The organism is Paraburkholderia fungorum (assembly GCF_046027605.1).
Lineage (GTDB): Bacteria > Pseudomonadota > Gammaproteobacteria > Burkholderiales > Burkholderiaceae > Paraburkholderia > Paraburkholderia fungorum_F.
Genome location: NZ_JAQQEF010000005.1, coordinates 45,212 through 62,783, shown reverse-complemented (window position 1 = coordinate 62,783; position 17,572 = coordinate 45,212). Strand labels below are relative to the sequence as shown.

Genomic DNA, 17,572 nt, shown 5'->3' with positions numbered 1-17,572 from the left:
CGTGCGGCCGGGGTTCATTCAGAGGCTCGAACAAGCAATCGATCCAGCAATCGAACAGGCACTCAGACAAGCGCGGCAGACGACAATCAAACAGCGTCGCGCTTGATCGCCCATTTGTCGTTGGCAGGCGGCTGATAGCGTTGCAACTTGTCGATCAGCGCGACGGGATCGGCTTCCATCTGCAGGATGTCGAAGTAAGTCTGCCGCATGAAGCCTTCGTCTACCGTGTGCTTGAGCAGCGCGATCAGCGGATCGTAAAAGCCGTCGATATTCAGTACGGCCACCGGCTTCTGGTGATAGCCGAGTTGCGCCCACGTATAGACCTCGAACAGCTCTTCGAGCGTGCCCACGCCGCCTGGCATCGCGACGAACGCGTCGGAAAGGTCGGCCATCATCTTCTTGCGATGATGCATGTCGGGCACCACGTGCAACTCGGTCAGCCCGTTATGGCCGACTTCCTTGTTGACCAGCAATTCGGGAATCACGCCGATTGCGCGGCCGCCTTCGGCCATCACCGTATCGGCGATCACGCCCATCAGACCGACCTTGCCGCCGCCATAGACGAGCGCGAGATCGGCCTTTACCAGCGCGCGGCCGAAGGCGCGCGCGGCTTCGGCGTACAACGGTTTGGCTCCGTCGGAGGAGCCGCAATACACACACACCGACTTCATGCTCAAGTGTCCTTCGGTTCGTTACGGGGCACGGCGCCTTCTTTCGGCGGCAGGTAGTCGTAGAACTCGCGTTTGGGCAGCTTGCCCGAAACGAGGTCGTCGAAAATCTGCCGCGAGCGGCCGCGCAGATAAGGCGCCATCAGCGAGACGATCTGCACGCTCACCTGATGCAGTTCAGCGCGAATGGTTTCCTGCTCGTTGTACTTGCGCGGGTTCATCACGAACTGATACGACAGCCAGTACGTCGCGATTACGCCGATGTTGGTGGCGATCACGTGCAGTTCTTCGGGCGTGGCGACCATTTCGCCGTCCGCCACCAGTTGCTCGCAGAACTGGCTCGCAAAGCGCACCTTGTGGCTGATGATCTGCTTGAAGTGCGTTTCCAGCGTGCGGTTGCGCGCCAGCAGATCGTTCAGGTCACGATACAGAAAACGATAGCGCCAGGTGAAATCGACCATGTACTGCAGGTACGACCACATCTCGTCGATGGTCGCGCGGTGATCGTCGGGAAAGCGCAGACGCTTTTCGATCTCCTGCTCGAACTGGCTGAAGATGCTGTTGATGATGTCGTCTTTGTTGCGGAAGTGGTAGTACAGGTTGCCTGGACTGATTTCCATTTCCTCGGCGATCGTCGTGGTCGTGACGTTCGGTTCGCCGATCTCGTTGAACAGCTTCAACGACAGTTCGAGGATCCGTTCGCGGGTGCGGCGGGGAGGTTTGGCTTCCATGTAGTCCGGCCCTGGTTACGCCGGGCTTGCGTGCTCCACCCGGACGCGGTTGGTATCGGTCGATTATAAACCGACCGTTCTTATACCAAACGAATACTCAGGGTTTTCATTGCTGAGAGCGCGATGGAACGGCGCGGCCTCCGCTTCATGGCCGCGCTCTATGGCCACGCTTCATAGCCCGCCTCATAGCCACGCTTTGACCCAACCCACGACGAGCGGCCCAACAATCAGCCCCCACGTCATCAGGCACATACCGAGCGCGACCATGACCGCCGCGCTGCCGAGATCCTTGGCGCGGCGCGACAACTCATGGCGTTCGAGCGAAATCCGGTCGATGGCCGCTTCGACGCTCGAATTCAGCAACTCGACGATCAGCACCAGCAGCACCGAGCCGATCAGCAGCACGCGCGACACCGGATCGACCGGCACCAGCACGCCACAGGGAATCAGGATCGCGGCGAGCGTGAGTTCCTGGCGGAACGCGCTTTCCTCGCGAATCGCCACCTGAAAACCGGCCAGCGAATTTTTCATCGCGTGCCATGCGCGGGTCAGGCCGCGATTGCCCTTGTACGGATTGAAAGGGAGCGGGGCGAGCGGATCGTCGGGGCTGAGCGGTTCGTGGTGCAGATCGCTGTCGGCGCGCTCGAAGCGCGCGCCGTTCATGCCACGCAAACCATTCGCGTGATTGGCATGATTTGGCGCGCCGTGCCCGCTATCGTGCTCAGCTACGTGCTCAGCTACGTGCTCAGCTACGTGCTCGGTGACGTGCTCACGCACGTCGTCGAACGGTTCGATGCTGGCGCTGTCCGTGCCGGCATCGACGGCGCGCAACGCGCCGTTCGACGCGCGTGCCGCGGTGGAGTTTCGGGTTCGCATAAGCAGCTTGGCGCGTCGCCTCACGCGGCGGCGCTTTCCTCACTGTACGAGGCGCGCGGCAGCGGCTTCAGATGCGCCGCGAACTGCTCGGACGCCGCCGTCCACGAGAAACGTTCGGCCCACGCGCGCGCATGGTTGCGATCGATCTTGAGCGCTTCGAGGCAGGCTTCGCGCAAGTCTTCGTGCATGGCGCCCGCGCCGCCGTCGCCGAGCACGTCGATTGGGCCGGTTACCGGATACGCCGCGACCGGCGTGCCGCAGGCCAGCGCTTCGAGCAGCACGAGCCCGAAGGTATCGGTGCGGCTCGGGAACACGAAGACATCGGCGGCGGCGTAGACCTTCGCCAGTTCGGCTTGCGTCAGCACGCCCAGGTAATTCGCTTGCGGATAGCGTGACTTCAGTTCGGCCAATGCGGGGCCTTCGCCGGCAACCCACTTCGAGCCGGGCAGGTCGAGCTTCAGAAATGCCTCGACGTTTTTCTCGACGGCCACACGTCCCACGTACAGAAAGATCGGCCGCGCGGTGTTGAGGACCTTCGAGTCCATCTGGTGAAAGATGTCGAGGTCGACGCCGCGGGTCCACAGCACCACGTTGGTGAAGCCGAATTTTTCGAGGTCGGTCTTGACCACCGGCGTGGGCGCCATCACCGCCAGCGACGCCTTGTGGAACCAGTGCAAAAACTTGTAGGTGATTGCGAGCGGAATGCCGAAACGCGCCTGCACGTATTCGGGAAAGCGCGTGTGATAGGCCGTCGTGAACGGCAGCTTGTGCTGGATCGCGTAGGCGCGCGCGGCCATGCCGAGCGGGCCTTCGGTTGCGATGTGCAGCGCGTCGGGCGCGAATTCGTCAATCCGCTGGCACAGCTTGCGGCGCGGCAGCAGCGACAGGCGAATCTCCGGATAGGTCGGGCACGGAATCGTCTTGAATTCGAGCGGCGTCAGCAAGTCGACGCGGTGGCCGAGCGCGGTGAGCTCGCGCGTGGTGTTTTTCAGCGTGCGCACGACGCCATTGACCTGCGGTTCCCATGCGTCGGTGACGATCATGATCTTCATCGGTTTCGGCCCAATAGAAGTGGAGAGGGACTACGCGGTCGCCCGGGCCTTTTGCACGCCGACTTCCGGTGCGCGCATCACGGTCCAGTAGATCACCTTGAGTTCGCCTTCGTACGTCTCGACGAGTGCCGACAGACTTTCGACCCAATCGCCGTCATTGCAATACAGCACGCCGTCGATGTCGCGGATCTCGGCTTTGTGAATGTGTCCGCAGACCACGCCGTCGCAGCCGCGGCGGCGCGCTTCGTCAGTCATCACGCGTTCGAACGAGGAGATGAAATTCACCGCGTTCTTCACCTGATGCTTCAGGTATTGCGACAGCGACCAGTACGGGAAGCCGAGGCGGCTGCGGATCCGGTTGAACCAGCGGTTCAGGATCAGGATCATCGTGTAGAGCGTGTCGCCCAGATAGGCGAGCCACTTGGCATGCTGGATCACGCCATCGAACAGATCGCCATGCACGATCCACAGGCGCTTGCCGGCGAGCGTCGTGTGGAAGGCTTCGCCGCGCACGTGGATGTCGCCGAACGCGAGGTCGCAGAACTGGCGCGCGGCTTCGTCGTGATTGCCCGGAACGTAGATGACCTGAGTGCCTTTGCGCGCTTTGCGCAGCACCTTCTGCACGACGTCGTTGTGCGCTTGCGGCCAGTACCAGCCTTTTTTCAACTGCCAGCCGTCGATGATGTCGCCGACGAGGTACAGATATTCCGACTCGTTGTGCCGCAGAAAGTCGAGCAGATAGGGCGCCTGACAGCCGCTCGAGCCGAGATGGATGTCGGAGAGCCAGATCGTGCGATAGCGGTGGGGTTCGGCGTACTCGTCGTCGTGATGACCGGCGTGCGCGTCGAGCGGCAGTGACGGTACGGACAACGGCAATCCGTGACCAGGGTTGGGTTCCGGGCGGAACGCGACAGGGTCGACGCTCGGGCCGGTCTGGCGGAACAGGGAAGTCGCGGACGTTTTGGGGTCCATGGCTCACGCGTCGAGTTGCAGTGCCCGTATTGCGCCAGCCGCGCGTGACCGTGCCGTGACAGTCACGAGAAGTTCTTATTACTGTGACGGGAGAGGGGCGCCGCGTTGGGAATTGCCGGGTGCCCGCTATGTCAGCGTACGACGCTCACCACGCGTGTACCCGCAAGCCGGTCATGCAGGAATTGACGCTGCGAATCGAAGCGGCCGGTAGCGGCCCACAGCACGCACCAGATCGCGGCGACCACCAGCGTTTGCGGTACGGCGAGGCCGAGCAACGGATGCAGCGCGAGCGGCGGCAAAAACCACAGCCAGGCGAGCACGTAACGAACGATCGCGCGGCCCGTCGTCAGCGGGGCGCCGTCAGCGGCGACGACGCGCAGGCGCCAGGTTTTCATCGGCAGCGTTTGACCGCTGTGAGTCCAGAACCAGACGAAATACAGACCGACCACCAGACCGATCCACGCCGCGAGCAGGTTATGGTGAGTGAGGCCATTGCGCTGCTGCGTCAACGTGCTGAACAGATAACCGGCGATGAACACGACGCCGAACAGGATCACGGCTTCGTAGAGCAGCGCCGCGAGGCGCCGGCGAACGGTGGGTGCGGAGCCGGATGAATCGGCGGGCGCGGTCGAGGTGACTAGCGGCTGGGACACAGTCGAGCCCGGCTCAGGAGCCGTTGAAGATCGACGGCGCCTCGGCCGGCGACACCGGTATCGGCGTGGCGGGCACGAAACTGCCTGCGGCAGGAATCGCCGGCGTGGAGGCCGGGCTCGGCAATGGAACGGCAGCCGGGGCGCTCACCGCCGCGGCACCGCTCGCGCCGTGCTCCCGCGCAGTGACCAGGCGGTCCAGGCCCTTGATCTCCGACTTGCCGGACGGCGGCGCGCTGACGACGCTCGGGCGCCGCTTGCGCTCGCTCGCGGCGAGCCGCTCCTTCTGTTCCTCGGGCAATTGCTGATAGGCCTTCCACGCGTTCTGGCGGGTTTCGCGCGGCAACTCCTTCGACACCTGATAATTTTCGCGCGCAACCCGCCGCTGATCCGGTGTCATACGCACCCATTCAGTCATTCGGTCATGCAGGCGTTTTTGCGCGTCGGGCGACAACTTCGGATAACGCGACGCGATCTTGATCCAATTTCGCTTGCGTTCGTCGCTGAAGGAGTCCCATTGGCTGGCGAACGGCGCGAGCGCGACATGCTCGGCCGCGCTCAGGCGCGCCCATGCCAACGGGCTATTGCTGGTGGGCAGACTCGGCAGTTCGACGGCGAGCGTGGGCGCCGGCGCCTTGGCGGTCGCATTGCCGCTTGCGGCAGGCGTGCTGGCGGGCGACGGGCTCGGATAAAAGCGCGGATACGTCGCAGCAAACGACACCAGGGCCGCGATCGCACATCCGAAAACAACGGCCAAGCCGCGCTTGTAACTCACCCGAAGAATCTCCCGCTCAGTGGGCGCGTGATAGGTACGCGTTGAAACCGTGGTCGAGATAGGCATTGAGCGGCAAGTCGTCGCTTAGCATGGCTGCATCGATATCGGCGAGTTCGGCGATGCGTTGCTGGTCTTCCCAGTAAGCGATGCCCACGAGGCTGACCAGCAGCGCGACGAGCGGCCACGCGAGCGCAAAGCGGCGCAGCGGCGAACGGCGGCGCTGCGGCAGGTCGACTTGTGGCATACCGGCCGGCATGCCGGCACCGGCGAATGCGGGCACGAACACCGGCGCGCTCACGGGTTCGGGCTTCTTGCGGGCGAGCGCGGCACGGCGGGCCGCGGCGAGCCGGTCGACGGTGGCGGCCGGAATGCTGGCGGCGGTTTCGTCGAGCGCGCGGCGCACCTGGCGGGCGAACTCGAGTTCTTTGGTTTCTGGGGAGCTCATAGCGTGATTCCTTTAGCCTTGAGCGCTTGCGCCAGCGTGTGGGTGGCCCGCGAGCAGTGCGTTTTCACGCTACCCTCGGAACAGCCCATTGCGGCGGCAGTCTCGGCGACATCCATATCTTCCCAATAACGCATGAGAAACGCCTCCCGTTGACGTGCCGGTAATTTTTGGATCTCGTTGTCGATTAACTGTAAGACCTGTTCGCGTTCGAGTTTCTGTTCGTTGCTTTCCGAGCCCGCTGAACCTTGCTGCGCCTCGAATGTTTCGAGTGGGTCGAATTCGTCGTCGTCGGCGTTGCCGAGCGAGGAAAACAGACTAACCCAAGTATTGCGCACTTTCGCACGACGGAAATAGTCGTGCATCGCATTCTGGAGAATACGCTGAAACAGAAGCGGAAGTTCGGCCGGCGGACGGTCGCCGTATTTTTCGGCGAGCTTGATCATCGCGTCCTGCACGATATCGAGCGAGGCGTCGTCGTCCCGCACGGCGTAGACCGTCTGCTTGAATGCGCGCCTTTCGACGCCCGCCAGAAAATCGGCGAGTTCCTTGTCTGATGCCATCCGTTTGGGGGTCGGCGCAGCGTGCGTGCGCGTAATCGGTCGAAAAATGTCGTAAAACTCGCGGATGCTAACAAACTTTTGCGCTGCCGGGGCGAAACGCGCCTCACCTTGCATCTCAATAACAAGGTTTCGGTCACTTTCGGCGAATTGTGAGATTGCAAGCCGGCCGCTCAGGCAATATTTGCTTGACCGCGCGGCCTTCTGAAGATATCGTCGCTGGTTCGCAACATAAGTGACTTGTCTCAATTGAGGTGTGGCCCAAGAAGCTCACCTGTCAACTGGACGCGCCGCTTGAACCCGAGCCACAAGCCCGGCAGAGAGCACCCGATCAATTTTTTGCCGAAAATTCGAAAGGTGAATAAATGAATATGCCCAGCGCGGAATTCTCCACGTCGGATACGACCCCCCATCCCGAAGCTGAATCTATCGGCGCCACCGTGCTCATGCGCGCTTTGGCCGACGAAGACGTCGAGTTTGTGTGGGGCTATCCCGGCGGCTCGGTACTCTACATTTACGACGAGCTGTACAAGCAGGACAAATTCCAGCACATCCTCGTGCGCCACGAACAAGCCGCAGTCCACGCCGCCGACGCCTACGCGCGTTCAACCGGCAAAGTGGGTGTGTGCCTCGTGACTTCCGGCCCCGGCGTCACCAATGCGGTGACCGGTATCGCCACCGCCTACATGGATTCGATTCCGTTGGTGGTGATCAGCGGCCAGGTGCCGACTGCCGCGATCGGCCAGGATGCGTTCCAGGAGTGCGATACGGTCGGCATCACGCGTCCCTGCGTGAAGCACAACTTCCTCGTGAAGGACGTGCGCGACCTCGCCGCTACCGTCAAGAAAGCGTTCTACATTGCCCGTACCGGCCGTCCCGGCCCGGTGCTGATCGACATTCCGAAAGATGTGTCGAAAACACCTTGCCAGTACGAACCGCTCAAGAGTGTCTCGCTGCGCTCGTACAACCCGGTCACGAAGGGTCACTCCGGCCAGATCCGCAAGGCGGTTGCCTTGCTGCTGTCAGCCAGTCGCCCGTATATCTACACCGGCGGCGGCATCATCCTCGCGGATGCATCGCGTGAGTTGAACCAGTTCGCCGACCTGCTCGGCTACCCGATCACCAATACGTTGATGGGGCTGGGCGGTTACCGCGCGAGCGACAAGAAATTCCTCGGCATGCTCGGCATGCACGGCACGTACGAAGCCAACATGGCGATGCAGCACTGCGACGTGCTGATCGCGATCGGCGCGCGCTTCGACGACCGTGTGATCGGCGACCCGGCACACTTCGCGTCGCGTCCGCGCAAGATCATCCATATCGACATCGATCCTTCTTCCATCTCCAAGCGCGTCAAGGTCGACATTCCGATCGTCGGCGACGTGAAGGAAGTGCTGAAGGAGCTGATCGAGCAGCTGCAAACGGCCGAGCATGGCCCGGACACCGCGGCGCTGGCCGACTGGTGGAAGGACATCGAAGCCTGGCGCGCCAAAGACTGCCTGAAGTTCGACCGCAAGAGCGACATCATCAAGCCGCAGTACGTGGTGGAAAAGGCGTGGGAACTGACCGACGGCAATGCCTTCGTGTGTTCCGACGTCGGTCAGCACCAGATGTGGGCTGCGCAGTTCTATCGCTTCAACAAGCCGCGCCGCTGGATCAATTCCGGTGGCCTCGGCACGATGGGCTTCGGCCTGCCGGCGGCGATGGGCGTGAAGATGGCGCACCCGGACGACGACGTGCTCTGTATCACGGGCGAAGGCTCGATCCAGATGTGCATCCAGGAGCTCTCCACCTGCAAGCAGTACGAGACTCCGGTGAAGATCATTTCGCTGAACAACCGCTATCTGGGCATGGTGCGCCAGTGGCAGCAGATCGAATACAGCAAGCGCTATTCGCATTCGTACATGGATGCGTTGCCCGATTTCGTGAAGCTCGCCGAAGCGTACGGCCACGTGGGCATGCGTATCGAACGCACGGCAGATGTGGAACCGGCGCTGAAGGAAGCGCTGCGCCTGAAAGATCGCACGGTGTTTCTCGACTTCCAGACCGATCCGACCGAAAACGTCTGGCCGATGGTTCAGGCCGGCAAGGGCATCACTGAGATGCTCATGGGTTCGGAAGATCTATAACGACGGTTTCTGACGCCGGCTTCGTCATGCACGCCTTCAAAAAGGGCGAGGGCGGATGAAGCGGCGCGAACCTGCTCGCATACATCGACAAAACATCTGGAAGAAGCGAAACATGAGACACATTATTTCTGTCCTGCTGGAAAACGAACCGGGCGCGTTATCACGCGTGGTTGGTCTGTTCTCGGCACGCGGCTACAACATTGAAACCTTGACGGTGGCTCCGACCGAAGACCGTTCGCTGTCGCGCATGACCATCGTCTCCATTGGCTCGGACGACGTGATCGAACAGATCACGAAGCATCTGAACCGCCTGATCGAGGTGGTGAAAGTGGTCGACCTTACCGAGGGCGCCCACATCGAGCGCGAGCTGATGTTGATCAAGGTGAGGGCAGTCGGCAAGGAACGTGAGGAGATGAAGCGGATGTCGGATATTTTCCGCGGCCGCATCATCGACGTCACCGAAAAGACCTACACGATCGAACTGACGGGCGCGAGCGAGAAGCTCGATGCCTTCATCGAAGGGATCGACTCGACTGCGATTCTCGAAACCGTCCGTACGGGCGGTTCCGGTATCGGCCGCGGCGAGCGCATTCTGAAGGTTTGACGCGCGAGCCGGGTTGCGGTGGGTTATGTGGTTACCCGCCGTCTCGATCGAAGCCGGGCAGTGCGTGCGCTTGCACCTGCGCCAGTCCGGTCAGCAACACAACATTCGCAGTATTTGTATTTCACCGATTTCACCGAATTTAGCCAAGGAACCGACATGAAAGTTTTCTACGACAAGGACGCCGACCTCTCCCTCATCAAGGGCAAGCAAGTCACCATCATCGGCTATGGCTCGCAAGGCCATGCTCACGCGCTGAACCTGAAGGAAAGCGGCGTGAACATCACGGTCGGTCTGCGCAAGGGCGGCGCATCGTGGAGCAAGGCTGAGAACGCCGGCCTGCAAGTCAAGGAAGTCGCGGAAGCCGTCAAGGGCGCAGATGTGGTCATGATGCTGCTGCCGGACGAGCAGATCGCCGAAGTCTATGCCAAGGAAGTGCATGGCAACGCCAAGCAAGGCGCGGCGCTGGCCTTCGCGCACGGCTTCAACGTGCATTACGGTCAAGTGATCCCGCGCGCCGACCTCGACGTGATCATGATCGCGCCGAAGGCGCCGGGCCACACGGTGCGCGGTACGTACTCGCAAGGTGGCGGCGTGCCCCACCTGATCGCCGTTGCGCAAGACAAGTCGGGCTCGGCCCGTGACATCGCTTTGTCGTACGCGGCAGCGAACGGCGGCGGCCGTGCCGGCATCATCGAAACGAACTTCCGCGAAGAAACGGAAACCGACCTGTTCGGCGAACAAGCCGTGCTGTGCGGCGGTACAGTCGACCTGATCAAGGCCGGCTTCGAAACGCTGGTGGAAGCGGGCTATGCGCCGGAAATGGCGTACTTCGAGTGCCTGCACGAATTGAAGCTGATCGTCGACCTGATCTACGAAGGCGGCATCGCGAACATGAACTACTCGATCTCGAACAACGCCGAATACGGCGAGTACGTGACGGGTCCGCGTATCGTGACGGCTGAAACGAAGAAGGCGATGAAGCAGGTTCTCACGGACATTCAGACCGGCGAGTACGCGAAGAGCTTCATCATCGAAAACAAGGCTGGCGCACCGACGCTGCAATCGCGCCGCCGTCTGACGGCTGAGCACCAGATCGAAACCGTGGGTGCGAAGCTGCGTTCGATGATGCCGTGGATCGCCGCGAACAAGCTGGTCGATCAGTCGAAGAACTAAGCGAGTCGTTACATTTGTCCGGTGCGGCGCGGTGTCGCCGCCGTGTCGTATTAGCCGGACTTATCAAAAAGCCGTCCAAGGGTGCTGAACCCTGGGCGGCTTTTGCTATCCTACGGTTTTACAAAAATACAGAAGCCATCCATGAATTACCCTCATCCGATCATCGCGCGAGAAGGCTGGCCGTTCATCGCCATCGCGGCCGTCGTTGCTTTACTGATTCACTTCTTCGCGGGATTCGGCATTTCATGGCTGTTCTGGCTGCTGCTGATCTTCGTCGTGCAGTTCTTCCGCGATCCGGCACGCCCGATTCCCACTCAGGCGAACGCCGTGCTGTGCCCGGCCGACGGCCGTATTGTCGCGGTCGAAACCGCGCACGATCCTTATGCCAACCGTGAAGCGCTGAAGATCAGCGTGTTCATGAACGTTTTCAATGTCCACTCGCAACGCTCGCCGGTGGATGGCGCGATCTCCAAGGTCGAATATTTCCCGGGTGCGTATCTGAATGCCGCCGTGGATAAGGCTTCGACCGAAAATGAGCGCAATGCGGTGGTGATCGAAATGGCCGGCGGCCAGACGGTGACGTCGGTGCAGATCGCCGGATTGATCGCGCGGCGCATTCTTTGCTACGTACGCTCAGGCGAGCCGCTCACGCGTGGCCAGCGTTATGGATTTATCCGTTTTGGCTCGCGTGTCGACGTGTATCTGCCGGTTGGCAGCCGTCCGCGTGTGTCGATCGGCGAGAAGGTTTCCGCGTCGTCCACGATCCTCGCTGAACTATAAAGCGGCACCAAGGAGGTTTTCCGAATGGCCGCATTCAAACCGCGTCGACCCCGCAACAGCGGACAGCTGCCACGCCCGTTCCGCCGTAACAAGCCGATCGTGGCGGAGACGGGAGCAGTCGAAAGCCGACGCGCACAGCGTCAGCAGTTCCTGAGGAAGCGCGGCATTTACCTGCTGCCAAACGCATTCACCACCGCCGCGCTGTTCTGCGGCTTCTTTGCCGTCGTGCAGGCCATGAACGTGCGCTTCGAAATCGCCGCGATCGCGATCTTCGTGGCGATGGTGCTCGACGGCATGGACGGCCGCGTGGCGCGTATGACGCACACGCAGAGCGCCTTCGGCGAACAGTTCGACAGCCTTTCGGACATGGTGTCGTTCGGCGTGGCGCCGGCGCTCGTCATGTACGAGTGGATCCTGAAGGACCTCGGCCGCTGGGGCTGGCTCGCGGCGTTTGTCTACTGTTCGGGGGCGGCGTTGCGGCTCGCGCGTTTCAACACGAACATCGGCGTGGTCGACAAGCGTTTCTTCCAGGGCATGCCGAGCCCCGCTGCCGCGGCGTTGATCGCCGGCTTCGTGTGGCTCGCCACCGACAACCGCGTGCCGCTCAAGCTCGTGTGGCTGCCGTGGGTCGCCTTCGTGCTGACCATCTACGCCGGCGTGACGATGGTGTCGAACGCACCGTTCTATAGCGGCAAGGCGCTCGACGTGCGGCATCGCGTGCCGTTCGGAGTGATCCTGCTGGTGGTGGTGGCGTTCGTGCTGGTGTCGTCCGACCCGCCGCTGATGCTGTTCGGCCTGTTCGTGCTGTACGGTCTGTCGGGCTACGTGTTCTGGGGCTACCAGGCGCTGCGGGGCAGGGCGAATCCGGCTCGCTCGGTGGCACGGGATAGGTAACCGCGCATCGCTTTTGCATGAAAGTGACACGAGAAAACGGCAGCCTTCGGGCTGCCGTTTTCGTTTGCCGAAGCCCTGTGGCGGGGCGTGCCAGACAGGTCTGACGCCAATTGCACGACGGCGGGAATGCCGCTATAGTCGTTCGATGAATGCGTTCACGTTCTCATTTGAACTGCGGCACGAGAACGACGGCACGAACTTTGACAAGCCGGTGCGTCGCCAGGCGCGCTCGTGCTGATGCACCACCGCGCCGATCGCCGACTGTTTCCGCCCTCCGTCTGCCTCGTCTGTGATTTAGAGCGTCGCCAGCGGTGGCGCGAACGCTCAAATTCCACTATCCAATCCCCACAATTGAACGCCTCCTTGGGAGACCCGACATGGCCGACAAACTGATCATATTCGACACCACGTTGCGTGACGGCGAGCAATCGCCCGGCGCGTCGATGACGAAGGAAGAAAAAATCCGCATCGCGAAGCAACTCGAGCGAATGAAGGTGGACGTGATCGAAGCAGGCTTCGCGGCTAGCTCGAACGGGGACTTCGATTCGATCCAGACGATCGCGGGCCTGATCAAGGACAGCACGGTCTGCTCGCTGGCCCGTGCCAACGACAAAGACATTCAACGCGCGGCTGACGCGCTCAAGCCGGCCGATCATTTCCGCATCCACACGTTCATTGCAACGTCGCCGCTGCATATGGAAAAGAAGCTGCGCATGACGCCGGATCAGGTGTTCGAGCAGGCAAAGCTGGCAGTGCGTTTCGCCCGCAAGTTTACGGACGACGTCGAGTTCTCGCCGGAAGACGGCAGCCGTTCGGACATGGATTTCCTGTGCCGCGTGCTGGAAGCGGTCATCGCCGAGGGCGCAACCACCATCAATATCGCGGATACGGTCGGTTATGGCGTGCCGGAACTGTACGGCCAGCTCGTGAAGACGCTGCGCGAGCGTATTCCGAACTCGCACAAGGCCGTGTTCTCGGTGCACTGCCATAACGACCTTGGCATGGCGGTGGCGAACTCGCTGGCCGGTGTGCAGATCGGTGGCGCGCGTCAGGTCGAGTGCACAATCAACGGTCTCGGCGAGCGCGCGGGTAATACGTCGCTTGAAGAAATCGTGATGGCGGTGAAGACCCGCAAGGATTACTTCGGCCTCGATGTCGGTCTCGATACCACGCAGATCGTGCCGGCGTCGAAACTGGTGTCGCAGATCACCGGTTTCGTCGTGCAGCCGAACAAGGCGGTGGTCGGCGCGAACGCGTTTGCGCACGCATCCGGCATTCACCAGGACGGCGTGTTGAAAGCGCGCGACACGTATGAAATCATGCGCGCCGAAGATGTGGGCTGGAGCGCGAACAAGATCGTGCTCGGCAAGTTGTCGGGCCGCAATGCATTCAAGCAGCGTCTGCAGGAATTGGGTATCGCGCTCGACAGCGAAGGCGAACTGAATACCGCGTTCGCGCGCTTCAAGGAACTGGCCGACCGCAAGTCGGAAATCTTCGACGAGGACATCATCGCGATCGTCACGGAAGAGTCGGCTGCAGCGCAGGAAAAGGAGCACTACAAATTCCTGTCGCTGTCGCAGCATTCGGAAACCGGTGAGCAGCCGCACGCGAAAATCGTGTTCTCGGTTGAAGGCAAGGAAGTGACCGGAGAAGCTCGCGGCAACGGCCCGGTAGATGCCACGCTCAATGCGATCGAAACGGAAGTGGGTAGCGGCTCGGAACTGCTGCTGTATTCGGTGAACGCCATTACCACCGGCACGCAGGCGCAGGGCGAAGTGACCGTGCGCCTCTCGAAGAGCGGCCGTATCGTCAACGGCGTGGGCACCGACCCGGACATCGTCGCGGCTTCCGCGAAGGCGTATATCTCGGCGCTCAACAAGCTGTATTCGAACGTCGATAAGTTGAATCCGCAACGCTCGGAGTAATGGGAGGGCGGGTGCGCTGGCTGCGTGCCTGCTGAACCGGCTCGATAGGAAGCCCCGTGCTGAAGAGCGCGGGGCTTTTTTGGTTTCAGGCGCCTTCTTTTCGCGTGCTTCGTGTCTTGAAGCGCACGGGCCTGGCCTTTCTGATGTGATGCAGTTACTCCGTCGCCGTGCGCCGCATCGACCACCCGCGCGCCGCGCGCGCCTGCGCTTGCACCTGATGCCTGACTTCGACTGCGATCTCGCGGCGCGGCGCATCGGCGACAAACGTCTCCAGCAGTTCGCGCACATCATGATCGACGAAATCGGCGCGTGTGGCGTCGACGATCAGGGTCGCGCCGTCGGGAATCTGCTGCAGATAGTGCTTGAGCGGCACTTTGCCGAGAAACGACACGTCCTTGCGAAACGACAGCAGATAGTGATCGCCATGTTGCGCGAGCACGATCGGGCTGCGCAGGTTCGCATACAGCGCGAGCAGCACGCTGCACAGAATGCCGAGCACGATGCCGATCAGCAGATCGGTGGCGAGCACGCCGACCAGCGTGACGATAAACGGCGCCAACGGTGCGAAGCCTTGCCTCGCGACAGCGACGAATAACGACGGCTTGGCGAGCTTCACGCCGGTGAAGATAAGAATCGCCGCGAGGCAGGCAAGCGGGATCAGGTTGATGACACTGGTGAGCGCGAACACGCTCACTAGCAACAACACGCCATGAATGATCGCCGACAGTCTGCTCTGCGCGCCCGCGTGGACATTGGCGGAACTGCGCACAATCACCGAGGTGATCGGCAGGCCGCCGATCGCGCCGGCAATCAGATTGCCCACGCCCTGTGCCTTCAATTCGCGATCCGGCGGTGCGGTGCGTCGCGCGGGATCGATCTGCTCGACCGCTTCGAGACTCAACAGCGTTTCAAGACTCGCGACGATCGCCAGCGTGATCGCCACGCGCCAGACATCGGGATTGACCAGCTGCGCGAAGTGCGGCCCGAATTCGGCCCATTCGAGGGCGACTTGCAACGAGGCGAACGATTCGAGCGACGGCAGCGCGACGCGATGCTCGGCAGGCGGCGCGAACGACGGAGCGAGCAGGCTCAGCAGCAGTGTCGCACCAATCCCAAGGAGAACCACGGCGAGTGGTGCGGGAACGAGGCGCACCAGCACAAAGCGACGCAGCGCGCGTGTTTCCCAGCCCACCAGAATCGCTAGCGAGAGCAAGGTGATCACGCAGGCCGCGAGCGATATCGAGCCGAACGGCGTGGTTACGCTCCCGGCCACCTGGGACGCAGCTTGCGACCCGGTCACCGCATTCGGCCCGGATAGTCCGAGCGCAAGCGGAAATTGCTTGACGATCAACAGCACGCCGATCGCTGCCAGCATGCCTTTGATCACCGGCGACGGCACATAGGCGGCAAATCTGCCGGCCTTTAGCATGCCGAAGCCGAACTGGATCGCACCGCACAGCAACACGGCCAGCAGGAACGCGGAGAAGCCGCCGAGTTGCGCGATGCCGTCGACGACAATCACAACGAGGCCTGCCGCTGGTCCGCTGACACTCAATCGCGAACCGCTCAGCACGGCCACCACGAGGCCGCCGACGATGCCCGACACGAGCCCGGCAAACGGCTCGACGCCCGAAGCGTTGGCGATGCCCAGGCACAACGGCAGCGCCACCAGAAAAACGACCGTGCCTGCAAGCAGATCGCGTTGAAACGTGGAGAAAAAGGCTCGAAGGTTCATGGAATCGGTGCGGGAGTTTTGGATTGGCGTTGGCCTTGGCGTTGGCGTTGGCGGTGGGGGTCACGCCGAGGCCGCTTTCTGGTACAAGCCGCGCGCTAGGCGGCGCTGTGGGCAGCCGTCGTGCAGGTCATCGCATCGTCGGCTCCGTAGCCGGACGTGAGTACCTTGATGCGCCCATCCTCGAGCGCGAAGATCCAGCCGTGAATCAGCGGCGCCGGATCGGCATTCCGCACGATCAGACTCGCTCGTAGCTGGCGCACCTGTTCGAGCACGTTCAATTCAGCGAGACGGTCGATACGTTCACGTTCGCTCGCGCAGCTCTCGAGCTCATTGCCATGCGCTTTTGCCAATGCGCATAGAGGCGCGATCCGGCGATTCACATGAGGTAGCGTCGGTTCCGGTGGCAGCAGCGCAGCGCGCACGCCGCCGCACCCGTAGTGACCGCAGACGATGACGTGGCCTACCTTCAGCACCCGCACCGCGTATTCGAGGACGCTCGCGGAGTTGTCGTCGTCGGCATGAAAGAGGTTGGCGATGTTGCGATGAACGAATAGATCGCCAGGCTCGCAATGGGTGATAGTTTCCGCGGGCACGCGGCTGTCCGAGCAGCCGATCCACAGCACATGTGGGTTCTGGCCTCGCACCAGATCACGAAAAAATTCGGGATTGCGCGCGGCGGTTTCGTGCGCCCATGCGACGTTGGCGACCAGCAAGCGTTTCGGACGGTTCATCGATAGCGGCTCCGTGAGTGAGTGCATAGATCCGTAGCTGAATCCCGGCTGTGCGCGGACGGCGCGGTGAGCATGGGAGACGCCGAATCAATTCTTACGAATACCTTTCTATCAAAAAATAAATCCACCGTGCACGAAATAAAATTCGTCCGCATGCGCAATAAATAAAAAAAAGCCGCCTGAAGCGGCGGCTTTGTCTACCCATGCGCAATGGGCTCGATCAGGTGCTCAGAACAGGCTGCGCCGATCCGGATCGTGCAGCGGATCAGGCGTTTTCTGCGTGAGCCGCACAATGCCCTGGTCGTCGAAATAGAAGCTGTACATCATGTACCAGACGTTGTCTTCGAGATAGCGATAGGTCCAGACCTCGCGCTTCATCAGCGGGAAGTACGACGTTTCGACCGGGCGGCCGAAGTTCACCAGCACGTCGCTCTTCGTCCATTTGCCGATTTCGGCACGGTAGAACTCGTTGGGTTGAAGCACCTGGCGCACGGTGACAATCTTGCCGGATGCGTCGATGTCGGCGGCGGTGGTGGTTTCGCCCATCGGCTGGGTCGGCCACATCAGCCGTTTGCCGCCGTTGGGCAAATCGTAGCTTTCACGCGGCGCGCCGAGACGGGCGACGATGGTCGATTCGTCCGCGCCCTGGCTGTATTGCTGCCAGGGCTGCACGCAGCCGGCGAGCGTAAGCGTGAGCGCGAGCGCGCTCACGCAGACGAGCGCGGCGCGGCGCAGGCGTGCCGCGGGCGGCGCTTCGATCGAGGCCGCCGTGGATGGTTGGCGGTTGGACATAACTTCCTCCGATGGCATTTGAGTAGCGGTTTTTATCATCGAGACGCATTATTTTGACACGGGCGGCAGCAAAAGATTTGCGC

At 61.8% G+C, this 17,572-nt stretch carries 18 protein-coding genes; 6 read left to right on the top strand and 12 right to left on the bottom strand.

Annotated elements, in window-relative coordinates:
* Positions 1-86: 86 nt before the first annotated feature.
* The 9 genes from PQR53_RS10780 to PQR53_RS10740 all read right to left on the bottom strand — a co-directional run bounded on the left by PQR53_RS10780 (position 87) and on the right by PQR53_RS10740 (position 6,729).
* Positions 87-671, bottom strand: a complete 585-nt coding sequence (locus tag PQR53_RS10780) for an LOG family protein (RefSeq protein WP_408452944.1) — start codon at positions 669-671, stop codon at positions 87-89.
* Positions 672-673: 2 nt separating this feature from the next.
* Positions 674-1,399 carry a TetR/AcrR family transcriptional regulator gene (locus PQR53_RS10775; protein ID WP_179743549.1) on the bottom strand — a complete coding sequence of 242 codons (726 nt, stop codon included), beginning with the start codon at positions 1,397-1,399 and terminating at the stop codon, positions 674-676.
* Positions 1,400-1,582: 183 nt separating this feature from the next.
* The gene (locus PQR53_RS10770; protein ID WP_408452941.1) at positions 1,583-2,275 is read right to left on the bottom strand and encodes a diacylglycerol kinase; all 693 of its coding nucleotides are present in this window, start codon (positions 2,273-2,275) and stop codon (positions 1,583-1,585) included.
* A 20-nt stretch (positions 2,276-2,295) separates the two neighbouring features.
* Positions 2,296-3,327: a glycosyltransferase family 4 protein gene (locus tag PQR53_RS10765; protein WP_408452939.1), complete on the bottom strand. Its 1,032-nt coding sequence runs from the start codon at positions 3,325-3,327 to the stop codon at positions 2,296-2,298.
* A gap of 30 nt (positions 3,328-3,357) precedes the next feature.
* Positions 3,358-4,299 carry a UDP-2,3-diacylglucosamine diphosphatase gene (locus tag PQR53_RS10760; protein WP_408452937.1) on the bottom strand — a complete coding sequence of 314 codons (942 nt, stop codon included), beginning with the start codon at positions 4,297-4,299 and terminating at the stop codon, positions 3,358-3,360.
* 131 nt (positions 4,300-4,430) lie between these two features.
* Positions 4,431-4,952, bottom strand: coding sequence for an RDD family protein (locus PQR53_RS10755; RefSeq protein ID WP_408452934.1), 522 nt, complete (start codon positions 4,950-4,952; stop codon positions 4,431-4,433).
* Positions 4,953-4,965: 13 nt separating this feature from the next.
* Positions 4,966-5,724 carry a DUF3106 domain-containing protein gene (locus PQR53_RS10750; protein ID WP_408452931.1) on the bottom strand — a complete coding sequence of 253 codons (759 nt, stop codon included), beginning with the start codon at positions 5,722-5,724 and terminating at the stop codon, positions 4,966-4,968.
* A 16-nt stretch (positions 5,725-5,740) separates the two neighbouring features.
* Positions 5,741-6,169, bottom strand: coding sequence for a DUF3619 family protein (locus PQR53_RS10745; protein ID WP_408452928.1), 429 nt, complete (start codon positions 6,167-6,169; stop codon positions 5,741-5,743).
* A complete protein-coding gene (locus tag PQR53_RS10740) occupies positions 6,166-6,729 on the bottom strand; it encodes an RNA polymerase sigma factor (RefSeq protein WP_179743599.1) in 564 nt (187 codons plus the stop codon). The genes PQR53_RS10745 and PQR53_RS10740 overlap by 4 nt, the downstream gene beginning before the upstream one ends.
* Positions 6,730-7,091: 362 nt before the next feature.
* Between PQR53_RS10740 and PQR53_RS10735 the strand changes: the two genes are divergently transcribed.
* The 6 genes from PQR53_RS10735 to PQR53_RS10710 all read left to right on the top strand — a co-directional run bounded on the left by PQR53_RS10735 (position 7,092) and on the right by PQR53_RS10710 (position 14,231).
* Positions 7,092-8,855, top strand: a complete 1,764-nt coding sequence (locus PQR53_RS10735) for an acetolactate synthase 3 catalytic subunit (RefSeq protein ID WP_408452926.1) — start codon at positions 7,092-7,094, stop codon at positions 8,853-8,855.
* 112 nt (positions 8,856-8,967) lie between these two features.
* Positions 8,968-9,459, top strand: a complete 492-nt coding sequence (gene ilvN, locus PQR53_RS10730; protein WP_035551805.1) for an acetolactate synthase small subunit — start codon at positions 8,968-8,970, stop codon at positions 9,457-9,459.
* Between the two features lie 156 nt (positions 9,460-9,615).
* On the top strand, positions 9,616-10,632 hold the full coding sequence (gene ilvC / locus PQR53_RS10725; protein WP_179743534.1) for a ketol-acid reductoisomerase: 1,017 nt from the start codon (positions 9,616-9,618) through the stop codon (positions 10,630-10,632).
* 141 nt (positions 10,633-10,773) lie between these two features.
* Complete coding sequence (locus tag PQR53_RS10720) at positions 10,774-11,412, top strand: phosphatidylserine decarboxylase (protein WP_408419635.1); 639 nt, start codon at positions 10,774-10,776, stop codon at positions 11,410-11,412.
* Between the two features lie 24 nt (positions 11,413-11,436).
* Positions 11,437-12,306 (top strand): CDP-diacylglycerol--serine O-phosphatidyltransferase, encoded by an 870-nt coding sequence (gene pssA, locus PQR53_RS10715; protein WP_200564448.1) that lies wholly within the window; start codon positions 11,437-11,439, stop codon positions 12,304-12,306.
* Positions 12,307-12,683: 377 nt separating this feature from the next.
* Positions 12,684-14,231, top strand: coding sequence for a 2-isopropylmalate synthase (locus PQR53_RS10710; RefSeq protein WP_408452921.1), 1,548 nt, complete (start codon positions 12,684-12,686; stop codon positions 14,229-14,231).
* 154 nt (positions 14,232-14,385) lie between these two features.
* Here the strand turns inward: PQR53_RS10710 and PQR53_RS10705 are convergent, their stop codons facing one another.
* The 3 genes from PQR53_RS10705 to PQR53_RS10695 all read right to left on the bottom strand — a co-directional run bounded on the left by PQR53_RS10705 (position 14,386) and on the right by PQR53_RS10695 (position 17,489).
* Positions 14,386-15,966 (bottom strand): SulP family inorganic anion transporter, encoded by a 1,581-nt coding sequence (locus PQR53_RS10705; protein ID WP_408452918.1) that lies wholly within the window; start codon positions 15,964-15,966, stop codon positions 14,386-14,388.
* A gap of 95 nt (positions 15,967-16,061) precedes the next feature.
* The gene (locus PQR53_RS10700; RefSeq protein ID WP_408452915.1) at positions 16,062-16,697 is read right to left on the bottom strand and encodes a carbonic anhydrase; all 636 of its coding nucleotides are present in this window, start codon (positions 16,695-16,697) and stop codon (positions 16,062-16,064) included.
* A 228-nt stretch (positions 16,698-16,925) separates the two neighbouring features.
* Positions 16,926-17,489 carry a hypothetical protein gene (locus PQR53_RS10695; RefSeq protein ID WP_408452912.1) on the bottom strand — a complete coding sequence of 188 codons (564 nt, stop codon included), beginning with the start codon at positions 17,487-17,489 and terminating at the stop codon, positions 16,926-16,928.
* Positions 17,490-17,572 lie beyond the last annotated feature (83 nt).

Excerpts from the sequence above, each read along its gene's own strand:
- PQR53_RS10780 (WP_408452944.1), bottom strand. The coding sequence starts at position 671 with ATGAAGTCGGTGTGTGTGTATTGCGGCTCCTCCGACGGAGCCAAACCG.
- PQR53_RS10775 (WP_179743549.1), bottom strand. The coding sequence starts at position 1,399 with ATGGAAGCCAAACCTCCCCGCCGCACCCGCGAACGGATCCTCGAACTG.
- PQR53_RS10770 (WP_408452941.1), bottom strand. The coding sequence starts at position 2,275 with ATGCGAACCCGAAACTCCACCGCGGCACGCGCGTCGAACGGCGCGTTG.
- PQR53_RS10765 (WP_408452939.1), bottom strand. The coding sequence starts at position 3,327 with ATGAAGATCATGATCGTCACCGACGCATGGGAACCGCAGGTCAATGGC.
- PQR53_RS10760 (WP_408452937.1), bottom strand. The coding sequence starts at position 4,299 with ATGGACCCCAAAACGTCCGCGACTTCCCTGTTCCGCCAGACCGGCCCG.
- PQR53_RS10745 (WP_408452928.1), bottom strand. The coding sequence starts at position 6,169 with ATGAGCTCCCCAGAAACCAAAGAACTCGAGTTCGCCCGCCAGGTGCGC.
- PQR53_RS10740 (WP_179743599.1), bottom strand. The coding sequence starts at position 6,729 with ATGGCATCAGACAAGGAACTCGCCGATTTTCTGGCGGGCGTCGAAAGG.
- PQR53_RS10735 (WP_408452926.1), top strand. The coding sequence starts at position 7,092 with ATGAATATGCCCAGCGCGGAATTCTCCACGTCGGATACGACCCCCCAT.
- ilvN (WP_035551805.1), top strand. The coding sequence starts at position 8,968 with ATGAGACACATTATTTCTGTCCTGCTGGAAAACGAACCGGGCGCGTTA.
- ilvC (WP_179743534.1), top strand. The coding sequence starts at position 9,616 with ATGAAAGTTTTCTACGACAAGGACGCCGACCTCTCCCTCATCAAGGGC.
- PQR53_RS10720 (WP_408419635.1), top strand. The coding sequence starts at position 10,774 with ATGAATTACCCTCATCCGATCATCGCGCGAGAAGGCTGGCCGTTCATC.
- pssA (WP_200564448.1), top strand. The coding sequence starts at position 11,437 with ATGGCCGCATTCAAACCGCGTCGACCCCGCAACAGCGGACAGCTGCCA.
- PQR53_RS10710 (WP_408452921.1), top strand. The coding sequence starts at position 12,684 with ATGGCCGACAAACTGATCATATTCGACACCACGTTGCGTGACGGCGAG.
- PQR53_RS10705 (WP_408452918.1), bottom strand. The coding sequence starts at position 15,966 with ATGAACCTTCGAGCCTTTTTCTCCACGTTTCAACGCGATCTGCTTGCA.
- PQR53_RS10700 (WP_408452915.1), bottom strand. The coding sequence starts at position 16,697 with ATGAACCGTCCGAAACGCTTGCTGGTCGCCAACGTCGCATGGGCGCAC.
- PQR53_RS10695 (WP_408452912.1), bottom strand. The coding sequence starts at position 17,489 with ATGTCCAACCGCCAACCATCCACGGCGGCCTCGATCGAAGCGCCGCCC.